We start from the raw sequence: 22,639 nt of genomic DNA on the forward strand, positions 1-22,639 counted from the left end.
TAGAATAACTATATGTCGTAATTTTTGCCTTGTTACTGAGCTATTTTATTAGCGCTATAATAGAACACTAATTTAATGCAATTGGTATTATAACTATCGACCTCGTATTAAAATCCTTGAGTAAATTTTAACGTGAACTAAAAGCAAAAAGCCCCACTTTATTAAAGTAGGGCTTTAGCAATTAATTACTTCAAATCAAGTTACGACTCAATTGCCAGTAACTCTACTTCAAAAATAAGTACTGAGGCAGGAGGAATACTCCCCACACGTTTTTCGCCATATGCTAATTGGTGCGGTACATAAAAAGTATATTTATCGCCAGGGCTCATTAGCTGTAAGCCTTCTGTCCACCCTTTAATCACTTGGTGCAACCCAAAACTAATCGGTGTTTTACGCTCTACTGAACTGTCAAACACAGTGCCATCGATTAATGTGCCATGATAATGCACGTTAACCATGCTTGTTGACGTTGGTTTATTTACGCCTTCACCTTTGTGCACTACTTTGTATTGCAAGCCAGAAGCGGTTTCAACTACCCCTTCTACTTTTGCGTTAGCCGCTAAATAGTCAGCGCCTATTTGTGCATTTATGCCTGCTTGTTGTTTTGCTTTTTTACTATTTTGAAATATTAAAAAACAAAAAATAGCGATTACCACCGCCAAAATTATATTGATCATCATTAACCTTTTTCGTTGCCTAGCTTTTCATTATCTAGCTCTTCGTCTTTTTCATCATCGCCGTTTACTATGTCGGCAATCTCTTTTAGGCGAGCAAGCGCAATACCGTTTACTGAGTTTTCTGGATACTGGTCATCAATAATATCGCCTGCTTCTATATCCATTAGTAAGTTAAGCGCTTGATCAACAGTTTCTACCGCGTAAATATTAAATTTACCACTTTCTACTGCGTTGAGTATTTCATCATCTAGCACTAAGTTAACTTGGTTTGATTTAGGAATGATAACGCCTTGCGAACCAGTTAAACCACGCATTTTGCACAGTTTAAAAAAGCCTTCTATTTTTTCGTTTACGCCACCAATGGCTTGTACATCACCGTGTTGGTTAATAGAACCTGTAAGCGCGATAGACTGGCTAATAGGCAAACTAGTGATGGATGATATAAGCGCACAAAGCTCAGCTAAAGATGCACTATCGCCATCTATGTAACCATAACTTTGCTCTATGGCAATATTAGCACTAAGCGTTAAGCTAAAGTGCTGGGCGTATTTATTGCCTAAATAACCAGTAAGCAACATCACCCCTTTTGAGTGAATTGCTTTGCCAAGCTCGGCTTCACGTTCTACATCAATAACCCCATCAGCGCCGGCATAAACGGTTGCCGTAATACGTGCAGGTGTACCAAATGAAGTGTCACCAATGTGCAGTACCGTTAAGCCATTTACTTTACCAATAGCTTGGCCGTCGGTTGCAATAAGCGTGTGACCTTCTTTTATATCACTTAGCATATTTTCGCTAATTTGACCGGTACGGTATTGCTTACCTTCAATAGCTTCATCAATATGGTGCGCATCAACTAATGTTTGGTTATCTTGCTTGGCGTAGTAACTCGCCTCTGCAACAAGCTCTAAAACATCAGCAAAACGAGCAGATAATTTATTGTGATGTTCTGCTTGTCGATAGCTAAATTTAAGTAACCTCACCATCGCCGCTTGCGTAGTGGTGCATTTTAAAGTTTGCTCACAATACTCTGTAACTTTAGTAATAAACTGATACTGTAATTTATCGCTGCTTGGCAGGTAGTAGTCAAAGTCGGCTAATACTCTAAATAGCTCAGCAAATTCTTCGTCATATTCACCTATGGTGTAGTACAACTCGCGAGAGCCTAATAAAATAATTTTCACATCGAGTGGAATGAGCTGCGGGCGAAGTGTAAAACTCGTCCCGACTGTACTATCTTGATACGGTAAATCATTTTTTATCTGATGTGTTTTTAAACACAATTTCAAACCATCCCACACTTGCGGGTTTGCCATTATTTTTTCAGCATCCATTATTAAGTAACCGCCATTAGCACGATGCAATGCACCTGGCTGAATTGACCGGTAACTCGTAATTAACGTGCCTTGTGATGTCGCGTATTCAATTTTACCAAATATGTTACCAAAGGTTGGGTTTGGCTCATACACCACTGGCGCTGCATCGTCTTCTTTAAACTCAACTAAAATATTGGGTGCAAAAAAGTCGGTCAGCATGCCTTTGCGGTCAAAGTCTTCTTTGCTTTCTTCACTTTCATCTTCGTCATCTAGCCATTCAAGTACAGCATCGATAATTTCAACGCGTATATCTTTTAAATAACGCAGTACGCCAATGTGTGTGGCGTACTTATGTTCTAAATCTTTTAGAAGTGGTTTAGTGGCTTGCTCTGCAGTCGACTTTTTAAGATTACGAAGTTTTTCTTTTGATTCACGCTTCCAACGCGGCAATTCTATTAACGCTTCTATTAGTGCGTCTTCTAGCTTTTCTATTTTTTCAAAAAACTCTTCGCGTAATGTTTCTTCAAGTTCGCCAAATTCACTGTCGCTTAATTGTTTACCGTCAACAAGTGGTGCAAACCCTACTGAGCTTTTTTCTTCGACTAGTGCAACGCTTTGCTCAAGTGCCGCTATTTCTACAGCCGTGATGGCGCTGTCGTAAGCGTCATTAAATTCGCGATCGATTGATTTTTTCTTGCGTTGATACGCTGGGTTATCGAATGCAGCGGGAAACGTATCGAGCACTTCATCTAAAAATGAGTCGATGTCGTCACTGAGTAGTTTGCTTTGCCCTGCTTGCATAAACAATGCAATGGGCTCTCGGTGATCGGCGTAATTATTTACGTATAACCATTCGTTAGGTGTCGCTCTGTCTTTTGCATGTTGTTTGAGTTTATCTTTTACGAGTGTATAACGCCCATGAGCCGCCTCGCCCATTACATAAACGTTATAACCAGGTAGGTCCATCCCCAAGGAAAAATCTAGCGCACTTTGGGCACGTTGTTGGCCTATAAAAGTAAGTGGCTCTGGATATGGATTACTCATACATGTGTTTACATGATGAGTCGAAATACTCGGTGCGAGTGCAGATACAGGTAATGGCAGCAATTTTTTCGTCATTCTAACTTCTTTGTTTACCAGCATATTCACTGGCTTTAAATGCATTAAGTGGCTTAGCGCCACTCAATACTACTATTTAGGGTTGCAAAGCCTTGCGGCTAAACTCTATTGAATCACATTCTATGCAAGGCGTTATTTGCGTCGCGTGATAAATGTCGTGGCTATGGTTACAATTCTTACATACTAATGTGCCTATGGCTATCCATTCGCCTACGTGATACACACCATTATGCTTAAAATCTTGACTTAACGATTGCCATTCAAGCTGTGTTTTATCTTCTATGTGCGATAGTTCAAGCCAAATAGACTCTTTAAGTTCTTGCCATGCAAGTGAATTATAATGAGCCTCGTACTCTACAAGATGTTCAATGTCGTTCTTTAAATAGCTTTTATAAAGCTCATATCTTTCTTGGCTTAAATCTTTTAGTGCCTGCTCAGATCCAACAAACCCAGAAATCACGTCTTTTACACCATGCTCTTTCACCTCTTTTAGCCAATGGGTAAAACTGCCAAGCCATGTTTTGTAATCAGTCATTTTTTACTCCTTCAAAATTGCTGTTAAATCAGTCTGTAACTTATGTTTTTAGCTAACTACAGTATAAAAAGGCAGGTTAACCTGCACTGAAAGTTACAATTTAATAAAAGCATGTTTTTGACGCTGTGAATAGTGTTTTATTTGGGGTATCCTAACGGCAATTTTTTATTAGTTTGCAAGAAGTCTGGAACCATAGATGCAAGAGCAATATAACCCGCAAGATATAGAGTCAAAAGTACAAAGCTACTGGGAAGAAAACCAGGTATTTAAAGTCACTGAAGATGAGAGCAAAGAAAAGTATTACTGCCTTTCTATGTTCCCTTATCCGAGTGGTCGACTGCATATGGGTCATGTGCGTAACTACACCATTGGTGATGTTGTTTCTCGTTTCCAGCGCCTGCAAGGCAAAAACGTAATGCAACCTATGGGTTGGGATGCGTTTGGTTTACCTGCAGAAAACGCTGCTATTAAAAACAAAACAGCACCAGCAAAGTGGACTTACGAGAACATTGACTACATGCGTAACCAACTTAAGCAATTAGGTTTTGGTTATGACTGGGATCGTGAAATTGCAACCTGCCACCCAGAATACTACAAATGGGAGCAGTGGTTTTTCACTAAGCTTTACGAAAAAGGCCTAGTGTACAAAAAAATGTCGACAGTTAACTGGGATCCAGTGGATCAGACAGTATTGGCAAACGAGCAAGTTATTGACGGTCGCGGTTGGCGTTCAGGCGCTGTGGTTGAGCAAAAAGAAATTCCACAGTGGTTTATTAAAATTACCGACTACGCACAAGAGCTACTTGACGATTTAGATAAGCTTGAAGATTGGCCAGAGCAAGTTAAAACTATGCAGCGCAACTGGATCGGCCGCTCTGAAGGGTGTGATATTGAATTTAAGCGCACCGATAACGACGAAACATTTAGCGTATACACAACTCGTCCAGATACCTTTATGGGTGTTACCTATGTTGCTGTTGCCGGTGGCCACCCGATTGCACAAGAAGCCGCTAAAAATAGCGATGCTATTGCAATGTTTGTTGAAGAATGCAAAAACACCAAAGTTGCCGAAGCAGATATGGCAACAATGGAGAAAAAAGGCATAGCAACAGGCTTTTACGCCACTCACCCATTAACGGGCGAGCAAGTGCCAATTTGGGTCGCTAACTTTGTATTAATGCATTATGGCTCAGGCGCTGTAATGGCAGTACCTGCACACGATCAACGCGATTTTGAATTTGCAACCGCTTACGGTCTTGATATAAAACAAGTCATTGCACCGGTTGAAGGTTCAGACCTTGAAGTAAACCTTAAAGAATCAGCATTTACCGATAAAGGTGTACTTGTAAATTCAGGTGAATTTAACGGCCTTGATTTTGACGCTGGTTTTAAAGCGATTGCCGATAAATTAGAAGCACTCGGTGTGGGTGAGCGTAAAGTAAACTTCCGCCTGCGTGACTGGGGTGTTAGCCGCCAGCGTTACTGGGGCTCACCAATCCCAATGCTTAGCGATGAAGATGGTAAAGAACTTGCGGCTACTGAAGATATGCTCCCCGTTCGCTTACCAGAAGACGTGGTAATGAACGGTGTAACGTCACCACTTAAAGCAGACCCAGAGTGGGCTAAAACAACAGTCAATGGCGCACCTGCGTTTCACGAAACTGATACGTTTGACACCTTTATGGAATCGTCTTGGTACTACGCCCGCTACTGTAGCCCACGCTACGACGAAGGTATGCTAGACCCAGCTGCTGCTAACTACTGGTTGCCAGTAAATCAATACATTGGTGGTATTGAGCACGCTATTTTACATTTATTGTACTCGCGCTTTTTCCATAAATTATTACGTGACTTTGGTTTAGTAAACTCAGACGAGCCGTTTGACCGCTTACTTTGTCAAGGTATGGTGCTTGCTGAAACATTTTATCGTAAAGATGAAAAAGGCGGCGATATTTGGATTTCGCCAAGTGATGTAAATACCGAAACCGACGACAAAGGCCGCGTAACTAAAGCATGGCATAAAGAAGATGGCGAACCGGTATTCTCATCTGGCATGAGCAAAATGTCTAAATCTAAAAATAACGGTATAGACCCACAACATGTAATTGCCCAGTACGGTGCAGATACAGTGCGTTTATTCATGATGTTTACAGCACCACCAGAGCAAACGCTTGAATGGTCAGACTCGGGTGTTGAAGGCGCGCATCGTTTCTTAAAACGTGTATGGAAATACGCGGTAGACGTTAAAACTGTGGGTTACCAAGCACTTGATAAATCAGCGCTCACTAATCCGCAAAAAGTACTTCGTCGCGATTTACATAAAGCGATTGCTAAAGTGACTGACGATGTTGAACGCCGTCAAACCTTTAACACCGCTATTGCAGCTATTATGGAGCTTTCTAATAAATTATTGAAAGCACCGCTTACAGATGCACAAGATGTGGCGATTGCAAACGAAGCGCTTGAAGCGCTTGTTATTATGCTTGCACCTATAACGCCGCATTTATCGCATGAACTTTGGAAAGAGCTTGGCAAAGAAGGCGAAATTTTAGATGCAGCATGGCCAAAAGTTGATGAGTCGGCACTTGTTGAAGACGAAAAGTTAATTATTGTCCAAGTAAACGGTAAGCTTCGCGCTAAGTTAACAGTGGCAGCAGATGCTACACAAGAGCAAGTAGAAGCCCTTGCGTTTGCTGAATCTAACGTCACTAAATTTACTGATGGCGCAACCATTCGTAAAATCATTTATGTGCCGGGCAAACTACTTAACGTGGTAGCTAACTAACATGGCGGCATTTAACGCCATTAAAAATGGACTAGCCTTAGTGCTAGTCTGTTTTTTGTTATCAAGCTGTGGCTTTCATTTTAAGAAAGCCTCTAGCCTGCCTGATAACTTAAAACAGCTAACACTAGTAGGCGATGATGAAAAATCGGCCTTGTTCGAAAGCCTTAAAAACGAGCTAAAAGCCAGTAATGTAGAGCTAATACCGTCAGCTAAAGGCAAAGCTCAATTGTATTTACGTCAAGAAACAGTTGAACGTCAAACACTTTCGTTATTTAAAAATGGTCAAGTTGCTGAATACGAACTTGCTTATGGTGTGTCGTATATCGTTAAGCGCCCAGGCGAAAACGCAATAGAAAAGCGCTTCGAGCTTTATCGTAATTATCAAGACGATCCAGATCATGCGTTAGCTAAAGCAAAAGAGCTTGAGCTACTCATTAGCGAAATTCGTGAGCAAGCTAGTCGTCGTATTGTTAGAGAGCTGTCGCAACTCTAATGCGCTGCTACGCAAATCAACTACCGAGCGAATTAAATAAAGGGCTAAAGCCCTTTTATTTAGTATTTGGGGAGGAGCCTTTTCAAGAAGCGCAGTGTGTACGGCAAATTCGCGACACGGCTAAAGCGCAAGGCTTTGATGAGGTAATTAAATTTACTTTAATGCAAGGATTTGATTGGCAAGAAATTATAGCTCAGTACCAAAGCATGTCACTGTTTAGCGCACGTACTATTATTGAGCTTGATTTAAACCAACAAAAACCTGGTATTGTTGGCAGTAACACATTTAAAAAAGTGATCGAACTGGTCAACCCTGATACCATCCTTATTATTAAAGGCGCTAAGGCTAGTCAAGAAGTACAACGCGGTGCGTGGTTTAAAGCTCTCGATAAGCTTGGTGTATTTGTCCCTTGCTACCCACTAACTGGCTCACATGTAAAACGATGGCTTGACGAGCAGTGCCAACGCTTATCGCTTAACATGCAAAACGATGCCAAACTTAGCTTAATAAATGCCACCGAATGTAATTTATTAGCGTGTTTTCAAGAACTCGAAAAACTCTCGTTATTACACGGCAATGCGCTTATTAATCAGCAGTTAGTCATGCAGGGGCTATTAAATCAGGCCAAGTTCGATATTTTTGATTTAAGCGACGCCCTATTAAATGGCCACGCTAAACAAGCTATTAAAGTATTAAACAAACTGGCCAGTGATAACACCGAAGTGGTGGGTATTTTGTGGGCTATAACCAAAGAACTTACTACACTTATAAATGTGCAACTTGGTTTATTAAATGGCGAGCCTATTGCTAATTTATTTAAACAAAATGCAATTTGGAAAAATCAGCAAGGCCCAGTTCAAAACGCAATAAATCGTTTAAACATGCATACACTTGAACACATAAACAGTGATGTTGCTTTGTTTGATGCCAGTTATAAGCAAGGTAATTTAATTGCACCTTACCAAGCGCTTGCTCATATTTGTATTAAATTTTGCCAGCCGCTCGACATCCCAATGCCTTGCCACACGGTTAATTAACGGGTGTATGTGAAATGATTGCAATTTTTGGTGGCACATTCGACCCTGTCCATTTAGGGCATTTAAATATGGCGCAGCAATGCGTTAAAACATTTAATTTAAATACACTCTATTTTATGCCTTGTGCATTACCTGCCCACAAAGCAGTACCGGGCATTAGTACACAGCACCGTATAAATATGCTAAACGCGGCGATTGAACCTTATCCGTATTTTGATCTCGATTTAAGAGAGCTTAACAGAGCCGGTCCATCCTATTCGTTACTTAGCTTGCAAGAATTGCGTAAAGAACACCCAGCTACGCCTATTTTATTTTTGATTGGTATGGACTCGTTTAACAACCTCGACAAATGGTTTGAGTGGCAAACAATAACGCAGCTATGCCATATTGTCGTTTATCAGCGCCCTGCTCAAGATTGCAGTGTCAATGGTGAACTTAAAAGTTACTTGCAACATGCAAAGGTAGACGAAGTAACGGCACTTGAACAAACTCTCGCTGGGAAACTTTATTTTTTATCCGGTGAAACCCATAATGCAGCCTCGAGTATTATTCGAGAACAGCTTAAAAAAAGTAATAAAAAGAATGAACTATTACCCGATGCAGTGAGTCATTACATACAAATGCATCAGCTCTATCAAATTGATGCTTAAAAACGCCTACCGTGTTAAAATGCGCGCCATTAAATTTTTAAATTGAGACAAAACCTTGGATTCAAAACAATTACTCGCTTTTGCTATGGATAAAATTGACGATATGAAAGCGCGTGACATTATTCATATTGACGTAACAAAGACATCTGACATCACTGACTATATGGTTATTTGTTCAGGCACATCGAAGCGCCACGTACAATCAATTGCCGATCATTTAGCAAAAGAAGCACGTCACGCAGATTCAGAACCTCTAGGTTATGAAGGCGAAAGTGATGGCGAATGGGCACTGGTTGACTTAGGTGACGTGGTTGTTCACGTAATGCAAAGTGAAGCACGTATCTATTACGATCTAGAAAAACTGTGGGGCTAGACCCTTACTCATTTTAGACAATGCTTGGAAGTAATTCGTGAAAATACAAATGATTGCTGTTGGTACAAAAATGCCAGCATGGGTAGAAACGGGATTTGCAGAATATCAGCGCCGTTTCCCTAAAGACATGGCCCTTGAGTTAATTGAAATTCCAGCCGGAAAACGTGGCAAAAATGCGGATATAAAACGTATTTTACACATTGAAGGTGAAAAAACATTAGCGGCTATTCCAAAAGGCAATCGTATTGTTACGTTAGAAGTCACAGGGAAAGCGCTAGATACTCACCAGCTTGCTAAAAACATGGAAAAATGGCAACTCGACGGCCGCGATGTAAGTTTACTTATTGGCGGACCTGAAGGACTTGCTCCAGAGTGCATTGCAGCTTCAGAGCAAAAATGGTCGTTATCTAATTTAACATTACCGCACCCATTAGTGCGCATTATTGTTGCAGAGAGCCTTTACAGAGGCTGGAGCTTAAATAACAACCATCCTTATCATCGCGAGTAACCTCTTGCCATGCTAAAACAAAGACCCACTATTCGTGACCACTCCGCAGAAGCAAACTTATTTGCTAGGCGTGCATTCGTGGGTTTTGTTTTTGTATTAGGGTTAATGGCTGTACTGCTTTCTAATTTATATACAATTCAAGTAAAAGATCACGATGGCTATCAAACCCGCTCTAACGATAATCGTATTAAAGTTATACCTATCCCCCCCAACCGTGGTTTAATTTACGATCGTAATGGTGTTCTCCTTGCTGAAAACAAGCCTGTTTATAACCTTGAAGTGATCCCTGAAGAGGTGGATGATTTAGCCAAAGCACTGGTGCAAATAAGTAAATTAATCGCGCTTACTGAGCAAGAAAAAGAAGACTTTTTAGACGATATTAAACATACGCGCCGTTTTAAGTCACAGGTTCTTAAAGCCCATTTAGATGAAACTGAAGTCGCTAAATTTTCGGTTAATCAACATAAATTCCCTGGATTTAGTATTGAAGCACGACTGGCCCGTTATTATTCATTTGGCGATACCCTCACCCATGCTTTAGGCTATGTAGCTAAACTCAATAAAAAAGAACTCAATCAATTAGAGCAAGAAGGCCGCGATACAAATTACCGTGCCACTCACGATATTGGTAAACTCGGAATAGAGAAATACTACGAAGAAACACTCCATGGTAACGTTGGCTCGCAACGCGTAGAAGTTAACAATCGTGGACGAATTATCCGCACGCTAAGTATAACCCCCCCACAACCAGGTAGCGATTTGGTGCTTACCCTCGATGTCGGCTTACAGCAAATAGCGCAACATGCACTTAAAGATATGCGTGGTGCTGTAGTGGTGATGGACGCTAAAGATGGCGGCGTACTGGCACTTTATTCAAACCCAAGTTACGACCCTAATTTATTTGTGCATGGCATTAGCAGCAAAAATTACAAAGCGTTACTTAATCAAGACAGTCCATTAATAAACCGTACTACGCAAGGTCGTTATGCACCCGCCTCTACGGTAAAACCTTTAATGGCAGTATTAGCGCTTGAAGAAAACATCGTAAACGAAACAACATCAATGTGGGATCCTGGTTTTTTTCAAATTCCTAATGTGGATCATAAATGGCGTGACTGGAAACGCTGGGGTCATGGGCACGTTGATGTATATAAAGCAATTGAAGAGTCGTGCGATACTTACTTTTACGATGCAGCCTATCGGTTAGGGATCACTAAAATAAGTGACTTTATGACCCGTTTTGGCTACGGTGATTTATCAGGTATTGATATACATGAAGAAACCACGGCTATATTACCTTCAAAAGAATGGAAAGAAGGCCGCTTTAAGGAATCCTGGTGGCGCGGCGACACGATTTCAGTTGGTATTGGCCAAGGTTATTGGACGGCGACCCCGATTCAAATTGCGAACGCGACTAATATATTAGTTAATCGCGGCATTAATCACCCGCCTCATTTAGTACAAGTGGTCAGAAAAGACGGTGATGTAACGCAAATTAACAATGAAGAAAAACCGCCTATTATTTTGAAGAACCCACACCATTGGCAGGTGTCTTTAGATGCAATGCACAATACAGTTAAAAAAGTATCCGGCACAGCACATAAAGCTTTTAAGGGGACTCGCTACGACTCTGCAGGAAAAACAGGGACTGCGCAAATAGTTAGTATTGCACAGGGTGAGCGTTACGATGCAAAATCACTAAAAGAACGACAACGCGATAACACCATTTACATTGGTTTTGCACCGTTTGACGATCCTAAAATAGTCGTTTCTGTGGTATTGGAGAATAACCATGGCGGGATCCAAATCGCTCGACAACTTATGGATTATTACTTTGCAGCTAACCCCATTAATATTGCTAGGAATACCACACCATGACTAGGTTGCATGATGAACGCTCTATTTGGATGCGTATGCACCTTGATTTGCCGCTATTTATTGCACTAATTGTGATGATGATAGGCAGCATAATGGTTGTTTACAGCGCCAGTGGTCAAGAATCGTCAATGATGATTAGACACATGACGCGTATGGGAGGTGCTGTTGTTGCGATGATTGTTTTAGCCCAGTTATCGCCAGCTGCGCTAAAACGCTTAGTGATCCCACTTTATTTTGTTGGTTTATTAATGTTGGTCGCAGTACTTTTATTTGGTGTAAGCTCAAAGGGTGCACAACGTTGGCTCGATTTAGGAGTTACTCGATTTCAGCCTGCGGAGCTAATGAAACTAGCAGTACCTATGATGGTTGCGTGGTATATAGGCCGTAATCACCTTCCCCCTCGTCCAATGCATTTAATTATTGGTTTTATGATTGTTATGCTTCCTACGCTGCTAATTAAAGAGCAGCCCGATTTAGGCACTGCCATCCTCATTGCAAGTTCTGGTATATTTGTATTGTTTTTATCGGGTTTGAGTTGGCGATTAATTGGCTTTTTAAGTTCAATGGTAACGCTTGCCGCGTGGCCTTTTTGGCATTATGGGATGCATGATTACCAAAAGCAGCGCGTGCTGACATTTTTAGATCCTGAAAGCGACCCTCTAGGGTCGGGTTATCATATTATTCAGTCAAAAATAGCGATAGGCTCTGGTGGCGTTGAAGGTAAAGGCTGGTTACAAGGTACACAATCTCAACTAGAGTTTTTGCCTGAGCGCCATACCGACTTTATATTTTCGGTGCTAAGTGAAGAGTTTGGGCTATTCGGGGTATGTATTTTACTTAGCCTCTATTTATTTATTATTGGCCGTGGTTTATATATTGCCGTTAACGCACAAGATGCATTTGGAAAATTACTAGCCGGCGCGCTTACTCTCACTTTTTTTGTTTATGTGTTTGTAAATATTGGCATGGTATCAGGCCTTTTACCGGTTGTTGGCGTCCCTTTACCATTAATTAGCTACGGTGGCACATCAATGGTCACGCTAATGGCTGGTTTTGGCATAATAATGTCCATTGCCACAGACAAAAGGATGCTTTTAAAATAATGCGACTTTATATACAGCTATTACTAAGTACACTGTTAATTATACTTTTAAGCGCCTGTAGTAATTCAGGTAGCCGCTACCATATGCGCCATGACACTGCTCCACTTAGAGCGCCAACGGTGCTTGAAATGCAAGATGCTGTAATCACCGACGTTACTAAAAGTGCAAGCACGAGTCGCCCATATACAGTACTTGGTAAGCGCTATACGCCAATGCTTGATGAATCAGGCTACTCTGAAGAAGGCATTGCTTCGTGGTACGGCCGTAAATTTCATGGATATCATACTTCAAACGGTGAAGTTTATGATATGTTTGCCATGACGGCTGCACATAAAACACTGCCGTTACCTAGTTTTTTGCGTGTGACTAACATGAGTAACGGTAAATCCGTCATTGTGCGTGTTAATGACCGTGGCCCTTTTCATGATGACAGAATAATCGATCTCTCGTACGCTGCCGCTTATAAGCTTGGTTACTATACTCATGGTACAGCAAAGGTTAAGCTCGAGGCAGTTACGCTGGGTGGCTCAGCTAAAACGAATGAAACTTATATTCAGGTTGCTGCTGGGAGTACACTGGAAAATATTGAAGCACTGGCAAGTACCTTGCGCCTTCAATACAAGTTGCCAACTAATATTGTACAAAAAGACGCTATTTATAGACTGCATTTAGGTCCAATTAAAGACGCTCAACATGCACATCAAGTCTTAGAAAAATTAAAACAAGATCAATTTCAAAACGCGTTCTTGCTTTACACTCAGTAAGACTAATACCCAAACTATCCCAAGATGCAGAATTCAGCGTTGCACTGGGGCTTAATATCTAGGCGTTACTTTGTAGAAATGGTAATCCCTTTTAAAAAGTAACAACACAGAGAGTAAGCTCCAGTGAAACGCCCTAAGGGTTGGTTTAAAAACGATTTATACTGCGTTATTGATTTGAACAATAGAGTAACTATTATTTGCAATCAATGCCTTGCCTAAATCGTTTTTAACTCCAACTGAAACTCGCATCTCGGGGTAGTTTGGGTATAGAATGGCGTAACGCGAATTTTTAACTTTAACCATTAATGAGTATGATGAAATCTATTAAATATAAAATCCTCAAAGGTGTATGCGGCTTAGTTTGTTCTGCCGCCGTATTTTCAGCCAGCGCCCAAATTATTCCGGCACCACCTCAAGTTAATGCAAAAGGCTATTTTTTAGTGGACTTTACAACGGGTAAAGTAATAGCTGAAGGTGAAGCTGATACACAACTCGCTCCTGCTAGTTTAACTAAAATGATGACCAGTTATGTAATTGGTACTGAAATTAAAGCCGGTAATATCGCCCCTACAGACATGGTTACTGTGAGCGAAAAAGCGTGGGCTAAAAACTTTCCTGAATCGTCTAAAATGTTTATTGAAGTAGGCAAACAGATTAGTGTAGATGAGCTTAACCACGGAATAATTATTCAATCAGGTAACGATGCGTGTGTTGCAATGGCTGAGCATATTGCAGGTAGCGAAAGCGCATTTTCTGACTTAATGAATGCACATGCGGCTAAATTAGGCATGAGCAACAGCCATTTTATCAACAGCCACGGCCTAGATACTAATGAGCACTATACAACACCACGTGATATGGCAACGTTAAGCGCCGCACTTATTCGTGATGTGCCAGACGAATACGCTCTTTATAAACAAAAGTCATATACCTACAATGGCATTAAGCAATATAACCGTAACTCGCTGTTATGGGATGAAAGTTTAGATGTAGACGGCATTAAAACAGGCCACACATCTGAAGCGGGCTATAGTTTAGTAACATCGGCTACTAAAAACGGTATGCGTTTGATTGCCGTTGTTATGGGTACTTCAAGCGAACGTGCGCGCAAAATAGAAAATAAAAAATTACTTAATTACGGTTTTCGCTTTTTTGAAACAATTACACCGTACAAGGCAGGCGACAGCTTTGCAGAGCAACGTATTTGGATGGGTAATAAAGAAAACGTATCGTTAGGTATTTTAGAAGATACACCAATCACTATTCCACGTGGTCAGCATAAAAACCTTAAAGCCAATTTTGAGCTAGACAATACACTTGAAGCGCCTCTAGCGAAAGGTACTAAAGTAGGGACTTTATTCTTGCAATTAGAAGGGGAAGATATCGCTCAATACCCACTAGTAACGCTTGAAGAAGTGGAAGAAGGCAGCTTCTTTAGTAAAATTTATGACTACCTACGTTTACAAATAATGTAAGTGTAAAAATAAACTCACAGCGATTGTGAAGTTAAACGAAACGCCTCCATTATGAGGCGTTTTTTTTTGCTTGAAAAATGCTAGAATGCGCCCCATATAAAGCAATCATAATGAGTTTTTATTTTGGGTTTCCCAAAATAATATCAATCTGTTTAAATATGAGGTTTATTTAACGATAAAAAATCGCACTATAACAAGGCAAAAATTTTTATATCTAATTGTTCTAAATGAAAATTTTAACGTCGTTATGGAATGATTTAGTTTGTTAAATTGTTCAAATACTTATGTCGATTGATTATTACATTAACTCAGATTGTCATCACCCTATCAGTTTAGCGCCTAGCATTATGCTCAGAGCCAATACTTTATTTGTTTGAGGAGTCACCGTCGTGGTTCAACCTGTTAAAGATACAAAATTTGATGAGTACTTAGAGTACCCTTGCCCATTTACATTCAGAATTATGGGTTTAGCTAACGTAAACCTAACTGATCAAATTTTAGCTAAGTTACAACCTATTGCACCTGGCGACTATGCACCTAAAGTAAAACCAAGCAGCAAAGGCAATTACGAATCAGTAAGCCTTGTAGCAACGGTTACAAGTGGCAAACACATTGAAGAAATTTATAACGTGATCAGTAATATCGATGACGTACGCCACATGCTTTAAGCCATAGTTGAGATTTGTTGTGAACGAAAACACCTTAATCGTACGCCAACTGGGTCGCCAGCGTTATATGCCTATTTGGCAAAAAATGCAGGACTTTACCGACACCCGAGATGAAAATACACCAGATGAAATTTGGCTTGTAGAGCACGAGAGTGTATTCACTCAAGGTCAAGCCGGTAAAGACGAGCACTTACTTGCCCCAGGCGATATTGAGGTTATTAAAGTGGATCGTGGCGGACAAGTAACGTACCACGGCCCCGGCCAGCAAATGATGTATGTGTTATTTAATCTTCGACGTTTAAAAATTGGCGTACGTGAACTGGTTACGTGGCTTGAAGAGTGCATTATTGAATCACTCGCCGAGTACGATATTAAAGCGTACGCTAAAGCTGACGCACCGGGTGTTTACGTCAACGACAGTAAAATAGCATCACTTGGACTTAGAGTTCGTCGTGGCTGCTCGTTTCATGGTTTAGCATTAAATGTTAACATGGACCTAAGTCCATTTTTACGTATTAATCCGTGTGGTTATGCGGGCATGAATATGGTGCAAACTAAAGAATTAGATGGTCCTCAAAACCTAGAAAGTGCGGGTGAAGGATTGGTAAAACACATGATCAATAAGCTTAATGCAACACAGGTTAAGCATACTGAAGGGTTTGAAAACGAATGAATAAACCAGTCAAAATGGAACCAGGTGTAAAACTACGCGACGCGGCAAAAATGGCGTTGATCCCAGTTAAAGTTTTACCTACAGAAAAAACCGAAATGTTGCGTAAGCCAGAATGGTTAAAAATTCGCTTACCTAAATCAACAGAGCGTATTGACGGTATAAAACAAGCGCTACGTAAGCATGGCTTGCACTCAGTATGTGAAGAGGCTTCGTGCCCTAACCTCTCTGAATGTTTTAACCACGGTACAGCCACCTTTATGATCTTAGGTGCAATATGTACTCGTCGTTGCCCATTTTGTGATGTTGCCCACGGTCGTCCATTAAAACCTGATGCCGCTGAGCCTGAAAAACTAGCACTTACAATTAAAGATATGAAGCTAAACTACGTCGTGATCACCTCAGTTGACCGTGATGATTTACGCGATGGTGGTGCACAACATTTTGCCGATTGTATTCGCGAAATCCGCAAGCACAACCCAACAATTACTATCGAAATTTTAGTGCCTGACTTTCGTGGCCGTATGGACCGCGCACTCGAGATTTTAATCGAAACACCACCAGATGTGTTTAACCACAATCTTGAGACTGCGCCACGTTTATACAAACTGGCTCGCCCAGGTGCCGATTATAAATGGTCGTTGGAATTACTTCGTCGCTTTAAAGAAGCTCACCCAGAAGTTAAAACTAAATCAGGCTTAATGGTTGGTTTAGGTGAAGAAATTAGCGAGATTGAAGAAGTACTTCGCGATTTACGTGCGCACAACGTTGACATGCTAACTGTAGGTCAATACCTACAACCTTCTAAGCATCACTTACCAGTTAAACGCTACGTGCCACCAGTAGAGTTTGATGGCTTAAAAGCATATGCAGATGAAATTGGCTTTACTCACGCGGCTTCGGGTCCGTTTGTACGCTCAAGCTACCATGCAGATCAACAAGCTGCGGGTAAAGAAGTAAAATAAATAAACCTAAGTATTAAATTACTTTTAGAGTCATTAAATGCCGTTAGTTAATAAATTAAACTAACGGCATTTTTATATTTGGTAAGTTTTTTTAACTGTTTATCAAATAAAATTAGGTTAAACCCACCTAAGTTGAGATAATTAATACTGATATAATTATTTAGGTTCATTATGAAACTATTAGTTCGTAACTTGTCTCGCGCTACAACAGAGCATGAGCTTCGTATTTTGTTTGCAGAGCACGGTAAAGTGACTACTTGTAACTTAGTACTTGATAAAGAAACAGGCCAATCTAAAGGCTTTGCCTTTGTAGAAATGCCAAACGACATTGAAGTTAAGGCTGCGATTAATGCACTTAACCAAACCAGTGTTGATAAAAGCAAAATCCGCGTAAAATTAGCAGATGCTTAATACCAATCTGCTTATATATGGGGTCTATTTAACGTTAAGAAAATTACGCTAGAACTAGGCAAAAATTTTTGTATCTAGTCGTTCTAAATATAAAATTTTTAACGACGTTATAGTGCAATTTAATTCGTTAAATTGATCAAAGATTTATGCAGTTTGGTATAAATAATTACTTATTCGTTACTTAACCTTAAAAACCAGCATATGCTGGTTTTTTGCTAAACGCGATAATAATTTTACGTTTTTATACTTAACCTGAACTCTGGTTAAGAGATTTATTAACGTATTGAATCATAGTGATATTTAAATTTATTTTTCTCTAGCCGGAGATTTTCAGTGAAAACAAGGCGAATTTACGCGTCAATAGCGGGCCTATTGCAAGTAAATTCAATGCAGTTAGCGCTGAAAATAGCTGCTTGAGATAGATTTATTATCCAGAGTTCAGGTTACTTAAATTTAGTTCTGTATTTATCGGCGAGATTTACTAAAACGATTTAAATTACTTCCAGCCTTGGCACCACTTTTGAGTATCTTTTAGATCTCGCCAGCTAATTGGATATTGGTTTTTAGAAAATACTGACTCAGTAATACACTCTATTACGTTGGCATCTTCATCGTACTCTACAGCGACTATAATAAAGTGCTTTTCTTTATTGATGGCAGGAGTTGCCGTCCATTTACTATTTAGTAATTTTTTAGGGTTTAAATTATTCACAATATACAAAAGCTCCAATTTTCTTAATAAGCACTAATACGACCCAACCACCTGTTTAGCTCAATAACTATTTTTCTACTGTGCTATTAACTTGCCTTTGTACATTTTCATTTGGCAATGAAAGTCATACTCACCGGCTTCAAGTGCAGGTAGTTTAACTGTATTGCCATCACCCATTACCAGAGTTTTACTTATATCAAGCTGTGGAAGTACCACGGTTTCGGCGCACGGCGCGCTGTCTTTTCTATCAAAGGTAAGTACAACCTCTTTGTTGGCTGCCACTTTAATGTGTCCTGGCTTATAAACACCGTTATCAACAACTATCGTTACTTTATTGTCATCACTTTGTGTTTGCTCTAGGGCGTGTTGACCTTTGTGGATTGAAATTTGTTCAACCTAGGGGCGATTTAATCGCGGCGCGAGGTTTGTAATCGAGTGGACTAAGTAAAAACCGAGCAACAAAGAGTTAATCGTCCCTAGAAAGAACCCAAAGGGCAGCGCATGTTTGGCATTTATGCTGCGTTATCGCCTATTTATGGGGAATAACCACACGACATAGGCTCTGCCTTGCCTAAAAACCAAACAGTCAGCTGCAAAATCAATCACGAAAGGTCAACACGCCCTAGTTTGTATAGCCAAAACCAATAAATAATTGCGGCTATTAACAGTGCACCACCTATATTAATCATCAACATAATGTACTCCTTAGCTTAAATTACGATTTATTTGGTTTGAAAAAACGTAAGCGATTAGCGTTACTTACCACTGTAAGCGATGAAAGTGCCATAGCTGCGCCGGCAACAACAGGGTTAAGTAGTATGCCAAAAAATGGATACAACACGCCAGCTGCAATCGGAATACCTGCTACGTTATAAATAAAGGCACCAAATAGGTTTTGTTTAATATTTAAAATAGTTGCATTACTCACTGCAATTGCATCAGCAAGGCCATGCAGCGATCCACGCATTAAGGTAATGTCTGCACTTTCTATTGCAACATCGGTACCTGTACCAATTGCAAACCCTACATCTGCTTGCGCAAGTGCGGGGGCATCGTTAATCCCGTCACCTGTCATACCCACTATTTCACCGTTTGCTTGGCGTTTTGTTACTTCGTTTACTTTGTCATCGGGCATTACTTCTGCAATAAAGTCATCAATACCAACTTGCTTAGCAACGGCTTGTGCAGTGGCTTTGTTGTCACCTGTTAGCATAACTAGGTGAATACCTTTATTTTGCAGGCGTTTAATAGCGTCAACTGAATCCTCTTTGATAGGATCTGCTACTGCAATAATAGCGTGGAGCTTATTATTACTTGCAAAATACATGGGCGTTTTAGCATCACTGGCAAGTGTTTGAGCTTGCTCGGTTGCATCATCAACGGCTACATCGTATTTATCCATTAGCGTTTTATTACCAAACAACAATGTTTGCCCGTCAACACTGCCGGCTACACCTTTACCTGTAATTGCGTTAAAGTCAGCTACTTTACTTAAAGCTAAGCCCTGCTTTTTAGCGTGTGCCGTAATTGCCTCTGCCAGTGGATGCTCTGAGCTACTTTCAAGGCTTGCAACAAGTTGCATTACTGTATTTTCATCACTGTTGTTAAAGGTAACTACATCGGTAACTTGCGGTGTGCCTTGAGTAATAGTGCCTGTTTTATCTAAAATCATGGTGGTGATTTTAGATGTCGTTTGCAGCGACTCACCATTTCGAATTAATATTCCTGACTCAGCGGCTTTACCAATACCCACCATAACCGACATAGGGGTTGCGAGTCCTAGCGCACAAGGACAAGCAATAATAAGTACCGTAGTTACCGCAACAACGGCATAAGCAATTGATGGCTCAGGTCCAAAGTTTAACCATGCAAGGCCCGCAAGTACTGCAATAATCATAACTGTTGGGACAAATATGCCTGATATAACATCGGCTAAGCGCCCTATTGATGGCTTAGAGTTTTGTGCACGCTTTACCATATTGATAATATTAGCAAGTGTGGTTTCGCTACCAATGTGCGTGGCTTTAAATAATAAAGTACCACTTTTATTAATACTTCCGGCAACGACTTTGTCGCCCGTTTTTTTGCGGGCAGCCATTGGCTCACCAGTAAGCATTGACTCATCAACCGTACTGCTGCCTTCAATAACATCGCCATCAACAGGGATTTTTTCACCAGGGCGTACGCGTACTTCATCATTTTTTACAACATCACTAATGTCGATGTCTTGCTCTTCGCCACCACGAATTACGCGTGCCGTTTTTGGTTGCAGGCCAATTAAGCGTTTAATTGCTTGTGAGGTGCGCCCACGTGCTTTTACTTCAAAAGCGAGCCCTAAACTAATTAAACCGATGATCATCGATGATGCTTCAAAATATACGTGTCTTGCGACTTGTGGTAATAAGTTTGGTGCTATTACTACGAACATTGAATACAACCACGCAGTACCTGTACCAAGTGCTATTAATGTATCCATATTCGCAGCATGGTTTTTAAATGCCTGCCATGCGCCGTTGTAAAATTGCTTACCTGATATAGCCATAATCACAAGCGTGACGATACCCACTAAAAACCAGGCTATTCTTTGTGTGTCCGTGGTCACACTCATGTCAAAAATAAGCCCGTATATCATTAACGGCGCACCGACCCCTAGCGCTAATATCATATTACGCATTAGCTTTTTGTAATGTGCCGCGTCCGACTTTGCTTTTTCATCAAGTGCATCTTGATCGGACTCATTACTCATTGGCTTAGCTGAGTAACCAATATTTTTAACTGCGTTAATAAGAGTGGTTTCGTCGGCTTTACCTTCTACACGTACTGTGCGCTCTGCAAAGTTCATTTCTACATTTTGTACACCTTGTACACTATTGAGAGCTTTTTCAATTTTGGCCACACAACTGCCGCAATTAGCGCCTTCAATAATAAAGTTTTGCGCGGTGTCTTTTGTATTAATCGTCATTACGCTGCTCCTTATTTACGGAATCGTTTATTGGATCAACAAACGATTCTATTAAACTACACACGTCACTGGCATTTGCACCATCGACTGATGTCTCCCATTGCGTTATGGCTGCATGCATTCGGTTTCGTAGTTTTAATGTTTCTTGAAACAGTACTTCGGTTTCTTCTAAGCGTTTAGCTATGAGTTTACGTGTTAATGGGCATGGACAATTCCCCTGCTCTGACTCATCTACAATTTGCTGAATATCTTTGAGTGAAAAACCAAGTTGGCGGGCGCTAATAATAAACTTTAAACGTTGCTGGTCTTGCTTTGTATATTCTTGATAACCATTTTCTGCACTGCGTACAGGATTCAATAACCCTACACGTGTGTAATGACGTACAGTGTCTGCAGTCACGTTCATTAATTTGGCGAGTTGTTTAACATACATAATCTAGCTCCGTCGCTTTCCAATAGCGTCATAATAAACCTAGGTGTAACACACAGGTCAATGGCTATTTTTAAACTAGATAAATAATGGCATAAACATAATCTGGGGGCTGAAAGAAAAAGCGCCTAGGGCGCTTAAAAGTTAGTTCGATTCGTTACGACTTTGTTGAAGTTCTTCGCCTAGTTGCTGTGCTAAAGCTTGGATTTTTGGCATAGCACCTTGCACTAAATTTTGTGACATTTGCATAGACTCTTGCATTACCACTGGCATTTTAGCAAGAATAGCTTGCCCAGTTTTAGTTTTGTAAAATGCGAGCATGTCGCTAATTTCTTCTTCATTAAAATGTTTATCGTAAACATTAACCATTGTTGGTTGCATTTTAGCCCAGCTCATTTCTGTTTTTAATACATCGGTCATATCGCCATAGTATTTATCAAAAATAGCTTGCTCAGACGGTTTAACACCCATCTGATCAGACATACCTTTCATCATGCCTTCTACTTGAGCATACATAGAGTCAACCATAGAATCCATGTTCATTACATTAATCAGTTCATCTATTTTTTGCTGTTTTGGTGTTTGTGCTGCATATAAGCTGCTTGAAAAAATAAATAATGAAAGAAGTAGTACCTTACCCATAATAATATCCTTTTGTGCTTTTAAGGCCTTAATACTCACATGATTTAATACTGTTGTAAATGGGAGCAAATAGCAAAAACCCGAATAAATTAACGTTATTCGGGTTTAAAAACAAGCAGTGATAGGAGTTAGCTATCTTCAATATTATCGAGGCCTTTGGTGCCCTCTTTAGCCTTAAGTTTATGATGTATTGCAGACTTAATTAACATATAGCCACTAATTGGCGCTGTGATTAATAAAAAAATCGTAATGAGTATTTCTTTAACACTAAGGCCAGTTTTTGTATTAGCAAAAAATACCATAGCGGCAATTAAGATACTCGCCATCCCTAACGTTGTTGCTTTTGTTGGGCCATGTAAACGCATAAAAAAGTCTGGTAATTTAATTAACCCGATAGAGCCAATTAAAATAAACGTTCCGCCAAACAATAATAAAATTGATACAACCCATTCACTAATCATCCTTT

At 40.3% G+C, this 22,639-nt stretch carries 22 protein-coding genes and 1 pseudogene; 14 read left to right on the forward strand and 9 right to left on the reverse strand.

Features of this window, described 5'->3' with window-relative positions; translation table 11 throughout:
• Window positions 1–200: 200 nt before the first annotated feature.
• The 3 genes from ACJJVZ_RS13870 to ACJJVZ_RS13880 form a co-directional block, all read right to left on the reverse strand.
• A complete protein-coding gene (locus ACJJVZ_RS13870; RefSeq protein ID WP_182701304.1) occupies window positions 201–677 on the reverse strand; it encodes an FKBP-type peptidyl-prolyl cis-trans isomerase in 477 nt (158 codons plus the stop codon).
• Window positions 678–679: 2 nt separating this feature from the next.
• The gene (locus ACJJVZ_RS13875) at window positions 680–3,112 is read right to left on the reverse strand and encodes a Lon protease family protein (RefSeq protein ID WP_237070457.1); all 2,433 of its coding nucleotides are present in this window, start codon (window positions 3,110–3,112) and stop codon (window positions 680–682) included.
• Between the two features lie 76 nt (window positions 3,113–3,188).
• Window positions 3,189–3,647: a hypothetical protein gene (locus ACJJVZ_RS13880; protein WP_405601301.1), complete on the reverse strand. Its 459-nt coding sequence runs from the start codon at window positions 3,645–3,647 to the stop codon at window positions 3,189–3,191.
• Window positions 3,648–3,843: 196 nt separating this feature from the next.
• Between ACJJVZ_RS13880 and leuS the strand changes: the two genes are divergently transcribed.
• From leuS to ACJJVZ_RS13950, 14 genes are all read left to right on the forward strand, one after another.
• Window positions 3,844–6,432 (forward strand): leucine--tRNA ligase, encoded by a 2,589-nt coding sequence (gene leuS / locus ACJJVZ_RS13885; RefSeq protein ID WP_405601303.1) that lies wholly within the window; start codon window positions 3,844–3,846, stop codon window positions 6,430–6,432.
• 1 nt (window position 6,433) lies between these two features.
• A complete protein-coding gene (gene lptE, locus ACJJVZ_RS13890) occupies window positions 6,434–6,925 on the forward strand; it encodes an LPS assembly lipoprotein LptE (RefSeq protein ID WP_273050385.1) in 492 nt (163 codons plus the stop codon).
• Window positions 6,925–7,962 carry a DNA polymerase III subunit delta gene (gene holA / locus ACJJVZ_RS13895; protein ID WP_405601306.1) on the forward strand — a complete coding sequence of 346 codons (1,038 nt, stop codon included), beginning with the start codon at window positions 6,925–6,927 and terminating at the stop codon, window positions 7,960–7,962. Before lptE ends, holA begins: the two co-directional genes overlap by 1 nt.
• Before the next feature lie 14 nt (window positions 7,963–7,976).
• Complete coding sequence (gene nadD / locus ACJJVZ_RS13900) at window positions 7,977–8,612, forward strand: nicotinate-nucleotide adenylyltransferase (protein WP_193155692.1); 636 nt, start codon at window positions 7,977–7,979, stop codon at window positions 8,610–8,612.
• A gap of 55 nt (window positions 8,613–8,667) precedes the next feature.
• Window positions 8,668–8,985, forward strand: coding sequence for a ribosome silencing factor (rsfS, locus tag ACJJVZ_RS13905; RefSeq protein WP_024610964.1), 318 nt, complete (start codon window positions 8,668–8,670; stop codon window positions 8,983–8,985).
• A 37-nt stretch (window positions 8,986–9,022) separates the two neighbouring features.
• Window positions 9,023–9,493, forward strand: a complete 471-nt coding sequence (rlmH, locus tag ACJJVZ_RS13910) for a 23S rRNA (pseudouridine(1915)-N(3))-methyltransferase RlmH (RefSeq protein ID WP_002958522.1) — start codon at window positions 9,023–9,025, stop codon at window positions 9,491–9,493.
• A 9-nt stretch (window positions 9,494–9,502) separates the two neighbouring features.
• Window positions 9,503–11,371, forward strand: coding sequence for a penicillin-binding protein 2 (gene mrdA / locus ACJJVZ_RS13915; protein WP_405601310.1), 1,869 nt, complete (start codon window positions 9,503–9,505; stop codon window positions 11,369–11,371).
• Entirely contained in the window at window positions 11,368–12,474 is a 1,107-nt protein-coding gene (gene rodA, locus ACJJVZ_RS13920) for a rod shape-determining protein RodA (RefSeq protein ID WP_077538438.1), read from the forward strand. The genes mrdA and rodA overlap by 4 nt, the downstream gene beginning before the upstream one ends.
• Complete coding sequence (locus tag ACJJVZ_RS13925) at window positions 12,474–13,238, forward strand: septal ring lytic transglycosylase RlpA family protein (protein WP_405601313.1); 765 nt, start codon at window positions 12,474–12,476, stop codon at window positions 13,236–13,238. Before rodA ends, ACJJVZ_RS13925 begins: the two co-directional genes overlap by 1 nt.
• 314 nt (window positions 13,239–13,552) lie before the next feature.
• Window positions 13,553–14,713, forward strand: coding sequence for a serine hydrolase (locus ACJJVZ_RS13930; protein WP_077539074.1), 1,161 nt, complete (start codon window positions 13,553–13,555; stop codon window positions 14,711–14,713).
• Window positions 14,714–15,102: 389 nt separating this feature from the next.
• Complete coding sequence (gene ybeD / locus ACJJVZ_RS13935; RefSeq protein ID WP_002958517.1) at window positions 15,103–15,381, forward strand: DUF493 family protein YbeD; 279 nt, start codon at window positions 15,103–15,105, stop codon at window positions 15,379–15,381.
• Window positions 15,382–15,400: 19 nt separating this feature from the next.
• Window positions 15,401–16,054 (forward strand): lipoyl(octanoyl) transferase LipB, encoded by a 654-nt coding sequence (gene lipB, locus ACJJVZ_RS13940; protein WP_077538442.1) that lies wholly within the window; start codon window positions 15,401–15,403, stop codon window positions 16,052–16,054.
• The gene (gene lipA / locus ACJJVZ_RS13945; protein WP_077538444.1) at window positions 16,051–17,016 is read left to right on the forward strand and encodes a lipoyl synthase; all 966 of its coding nucleotides are present in this window, start codon (window positions 16,051–16,053) and stop codon (window positions 17,014–17,016) included. Before lipB ends, lipA begins: the two co-directional genes overlap by 4 nt.
• Before the next feature lie 171 nt (window positions 17,017–17,187).
• The gene (locus tag ACJJVZ_RS13950) at window positions 17,188–17,427 is read left to right on the forward strand and encodes an RNA recognition motif containing protein (RefSeq protein WP_077538446.1); all 240 of its coding nucleotides are present in this window, start codon (window positions 17,188–17,190) and stop codon (window positions 17,425–17,427) included.
• Between the two features lie 496 nt (window positions 17,428–17,923).
• Here ACJJVZ_RS13950 and ACJJVZ_RS13955 read toward each other — a convergent pair whose 3' ends face one another.
• From ACJJVZ_RS13955 to ACJJVZ_RS13980, 6 genes and pseudogenes are all read right to left on the reverse strand, one after another.
• Window positions 17,924–18,139: a TIGR02450 family Trp-rich protein gene (locus tag ACJJVZ_RS13955; RefSeq protein ID WP_077538448.1), complete on the reverse strand. Its 216-nt coding sequence runs from the start codon at window positions 18,137–18,139 to the stop codon at window positions 17,924–17,926.
• 75 nt (window positions 18,140–18,214) lie between these two features.
• Window positions 18,215–18,496 (reverse strand): annotated as a pseudogene (locus tag ACJJVZ_RS13960) (cupredoxin domain-containing protein); the annotation flags it as partial.
• A 358-nt stretch (window positions 18,497–18,854) separates the two neighbouring features.
• Window positions 18,855–21,101, reverse strand: coding sequence for a heavy metal translocating P-type ATPase (locus ACJJVZ_RS13965; protein WP_405601318.1), 2,247 nt, complete (start codon window positions 21,099–21,101; stop codon window positions 18,855–18,857).
• Window positions 21,091–21,534, reverse strand: coding sequence for a MerR family transcriptional regulator (locus ACJJVZ_RS13970; protein ID WP_193155696.1), 444 nt, complete (start codon window positions 21,532–21,534; stop codon window positions 21,091–21,093). Before ACJJVZ_RS13970 ends, ACJJVZ_RS13965 begins: the two co-directional genes overlap by 11 nt.
• 141 nt (window positions 21,535–21,675) lie before the next feature.
• Window positions 21,676–22,173 (reverse strand): DUF2059 domain-containing protein, encoded by a 498-nt coding sequence (locus ACJJVZ_RS13975; RefSeq protein ID WP_077538454.1) that lies wholly within the window; start codon window positions 22,171–22,173, stop codon window positions 21,676–21,678.
• Window positions 22,174–22,301: 128 nt separating this feature from the next.
• On the reverse strand, window positions 22,302–22,634 hold the full coding sequence (locus ACJJVZ_RS13980) for a Na+/H+ antiporter subunit G (RefSeq protein WP_138584491.1): 333 nt from the start codon (window positions 22,632–22,634) through the stop codon (window positions 22,302–22,304).
• Between the last annotated feature and the right edge of the window lie 5 nt (window positions 22,635–22,639).

It is taken from the genome of Pseudoalteromonas sp. Ld19, assembly GCF_045064135.1.
Taxonomy (GTDB): domain Bacteria; phylum Pseudomonadota; class Gammaproteobacteria; order Enterobacterales; family Alteromonadaceae; genus Pseudoalteromonas; species Pseudoalteromonas aliena.

Coding starts and splice junctions, on each gene's coding strand:
- holA (WP_405601306.1), top strand. CDS start 6,925: ATGCGCTGCTACGCAAATCAACTACCGAGCGAATTAAATAAAGGGCTA.
- ACJJVZ_RS13930 (WP_077539074.1), top strand. CDS start 13,553: ATGAAATCTATTAAATATAAAATCCTCAAAGGTGTATGCGGCTTAGTT.
- nadD (WP_193155692.1), top strand. CDS start 7,977: ATGATTGCAATTTTTGGTGGCACATTCGACCCTGTCCATTTAGGGCAT.
- ACJJVZ_RS13875 (WP_237070457.1), bottom strand. CDS start 3,112: ATGACGAAAAAATTGCTGCCATTACCTGTATCTGCACTCGCACCGAGT.
- mrdA (WP_405601310.1), top strand. CDS start 9,503: ATGCTAAAACAAAGACCCACTATTCGTGACCACTCCGCAGAAGCAAAC.
- ACJJVZ_RS13980 (WP_138584491.1), bottom strand. CDS start 22,634: ATGATTAGTGAATGGGTTGTATCAATTTTATTATTGTTTGGCGGAACG.
- leuS (WP_405601303.1), top strand. CDS start 3,844: ATGCAAGAGCAATATAACCCGCAAGATATAGAGTCAAAAGTACAAAGC.
- lipA (WP_077538444.1), top strand. CDS start 16,051: ATGAATAAACCAGTCAAAATGGAACCAGGTGTAAAACTACGCGACGCG.
- ACJJVZ_RS13970 (WP_193155696.1), bottom strand. CDS start 21,534: ATGTATGTTAAACAACTCGCCAAATTAATGAACGTGACTGCAGACACT.
- rodA (WP_077538438.1), top strand. CDS start 11,368: ATGACTAGGTTGCATGATGAACGCTCTATTTGGATGCGTATGCACCTT.
- lptE (WP_273050385.1), top strand. CDS start 6,434: ATGGCGGCATTTAACGCCATTAAAAATGGACTAGCCTTAGTGCTAGTC.
- ACJJVZ_RS13975 (WP_077538454.1), bottom strand. CDS start 22,173: ATGGGTAAGGTACTACTTCTTTCATTATTTATTTTTTCAAGCAGCTTA.
- ACJJVZ_RS13925 (WP_405601313.1), top strand. CDS start 12,474: ATGCGACTTTATATACAGCTATTACTAAGTACACTGTTAATTATACTT.
- ACJJVZ_RS13950 (WP_077538446.1), top strand. CDS start 17,188: ATGAAACTATTAGTTCGTAACTTGTCTCGCGCTACAACAGAGCATGAG.
- ACJJVZ_RS13965 (WP_405601318.1), bottom strand. CDS start 21,101: ATGACGATTAATACAAAAGACACCGCGCAAAACTTTATTATTGAAGGC.
- ACJJVZ_RS13870 (WP_182701304.1), bottom strand. CDS start 677: ATGATCAATATAATTTTGGCGGTGGTAATCGCTATTTTTTGTTTTTTA.
- ACJJVZ_RS13880 (WP_405601301.1), bottom strand. CDS start 3,647: ATGACTGATTACAAAACATGGCTTGGCAGTTTTACCCATTGGCTAAAA.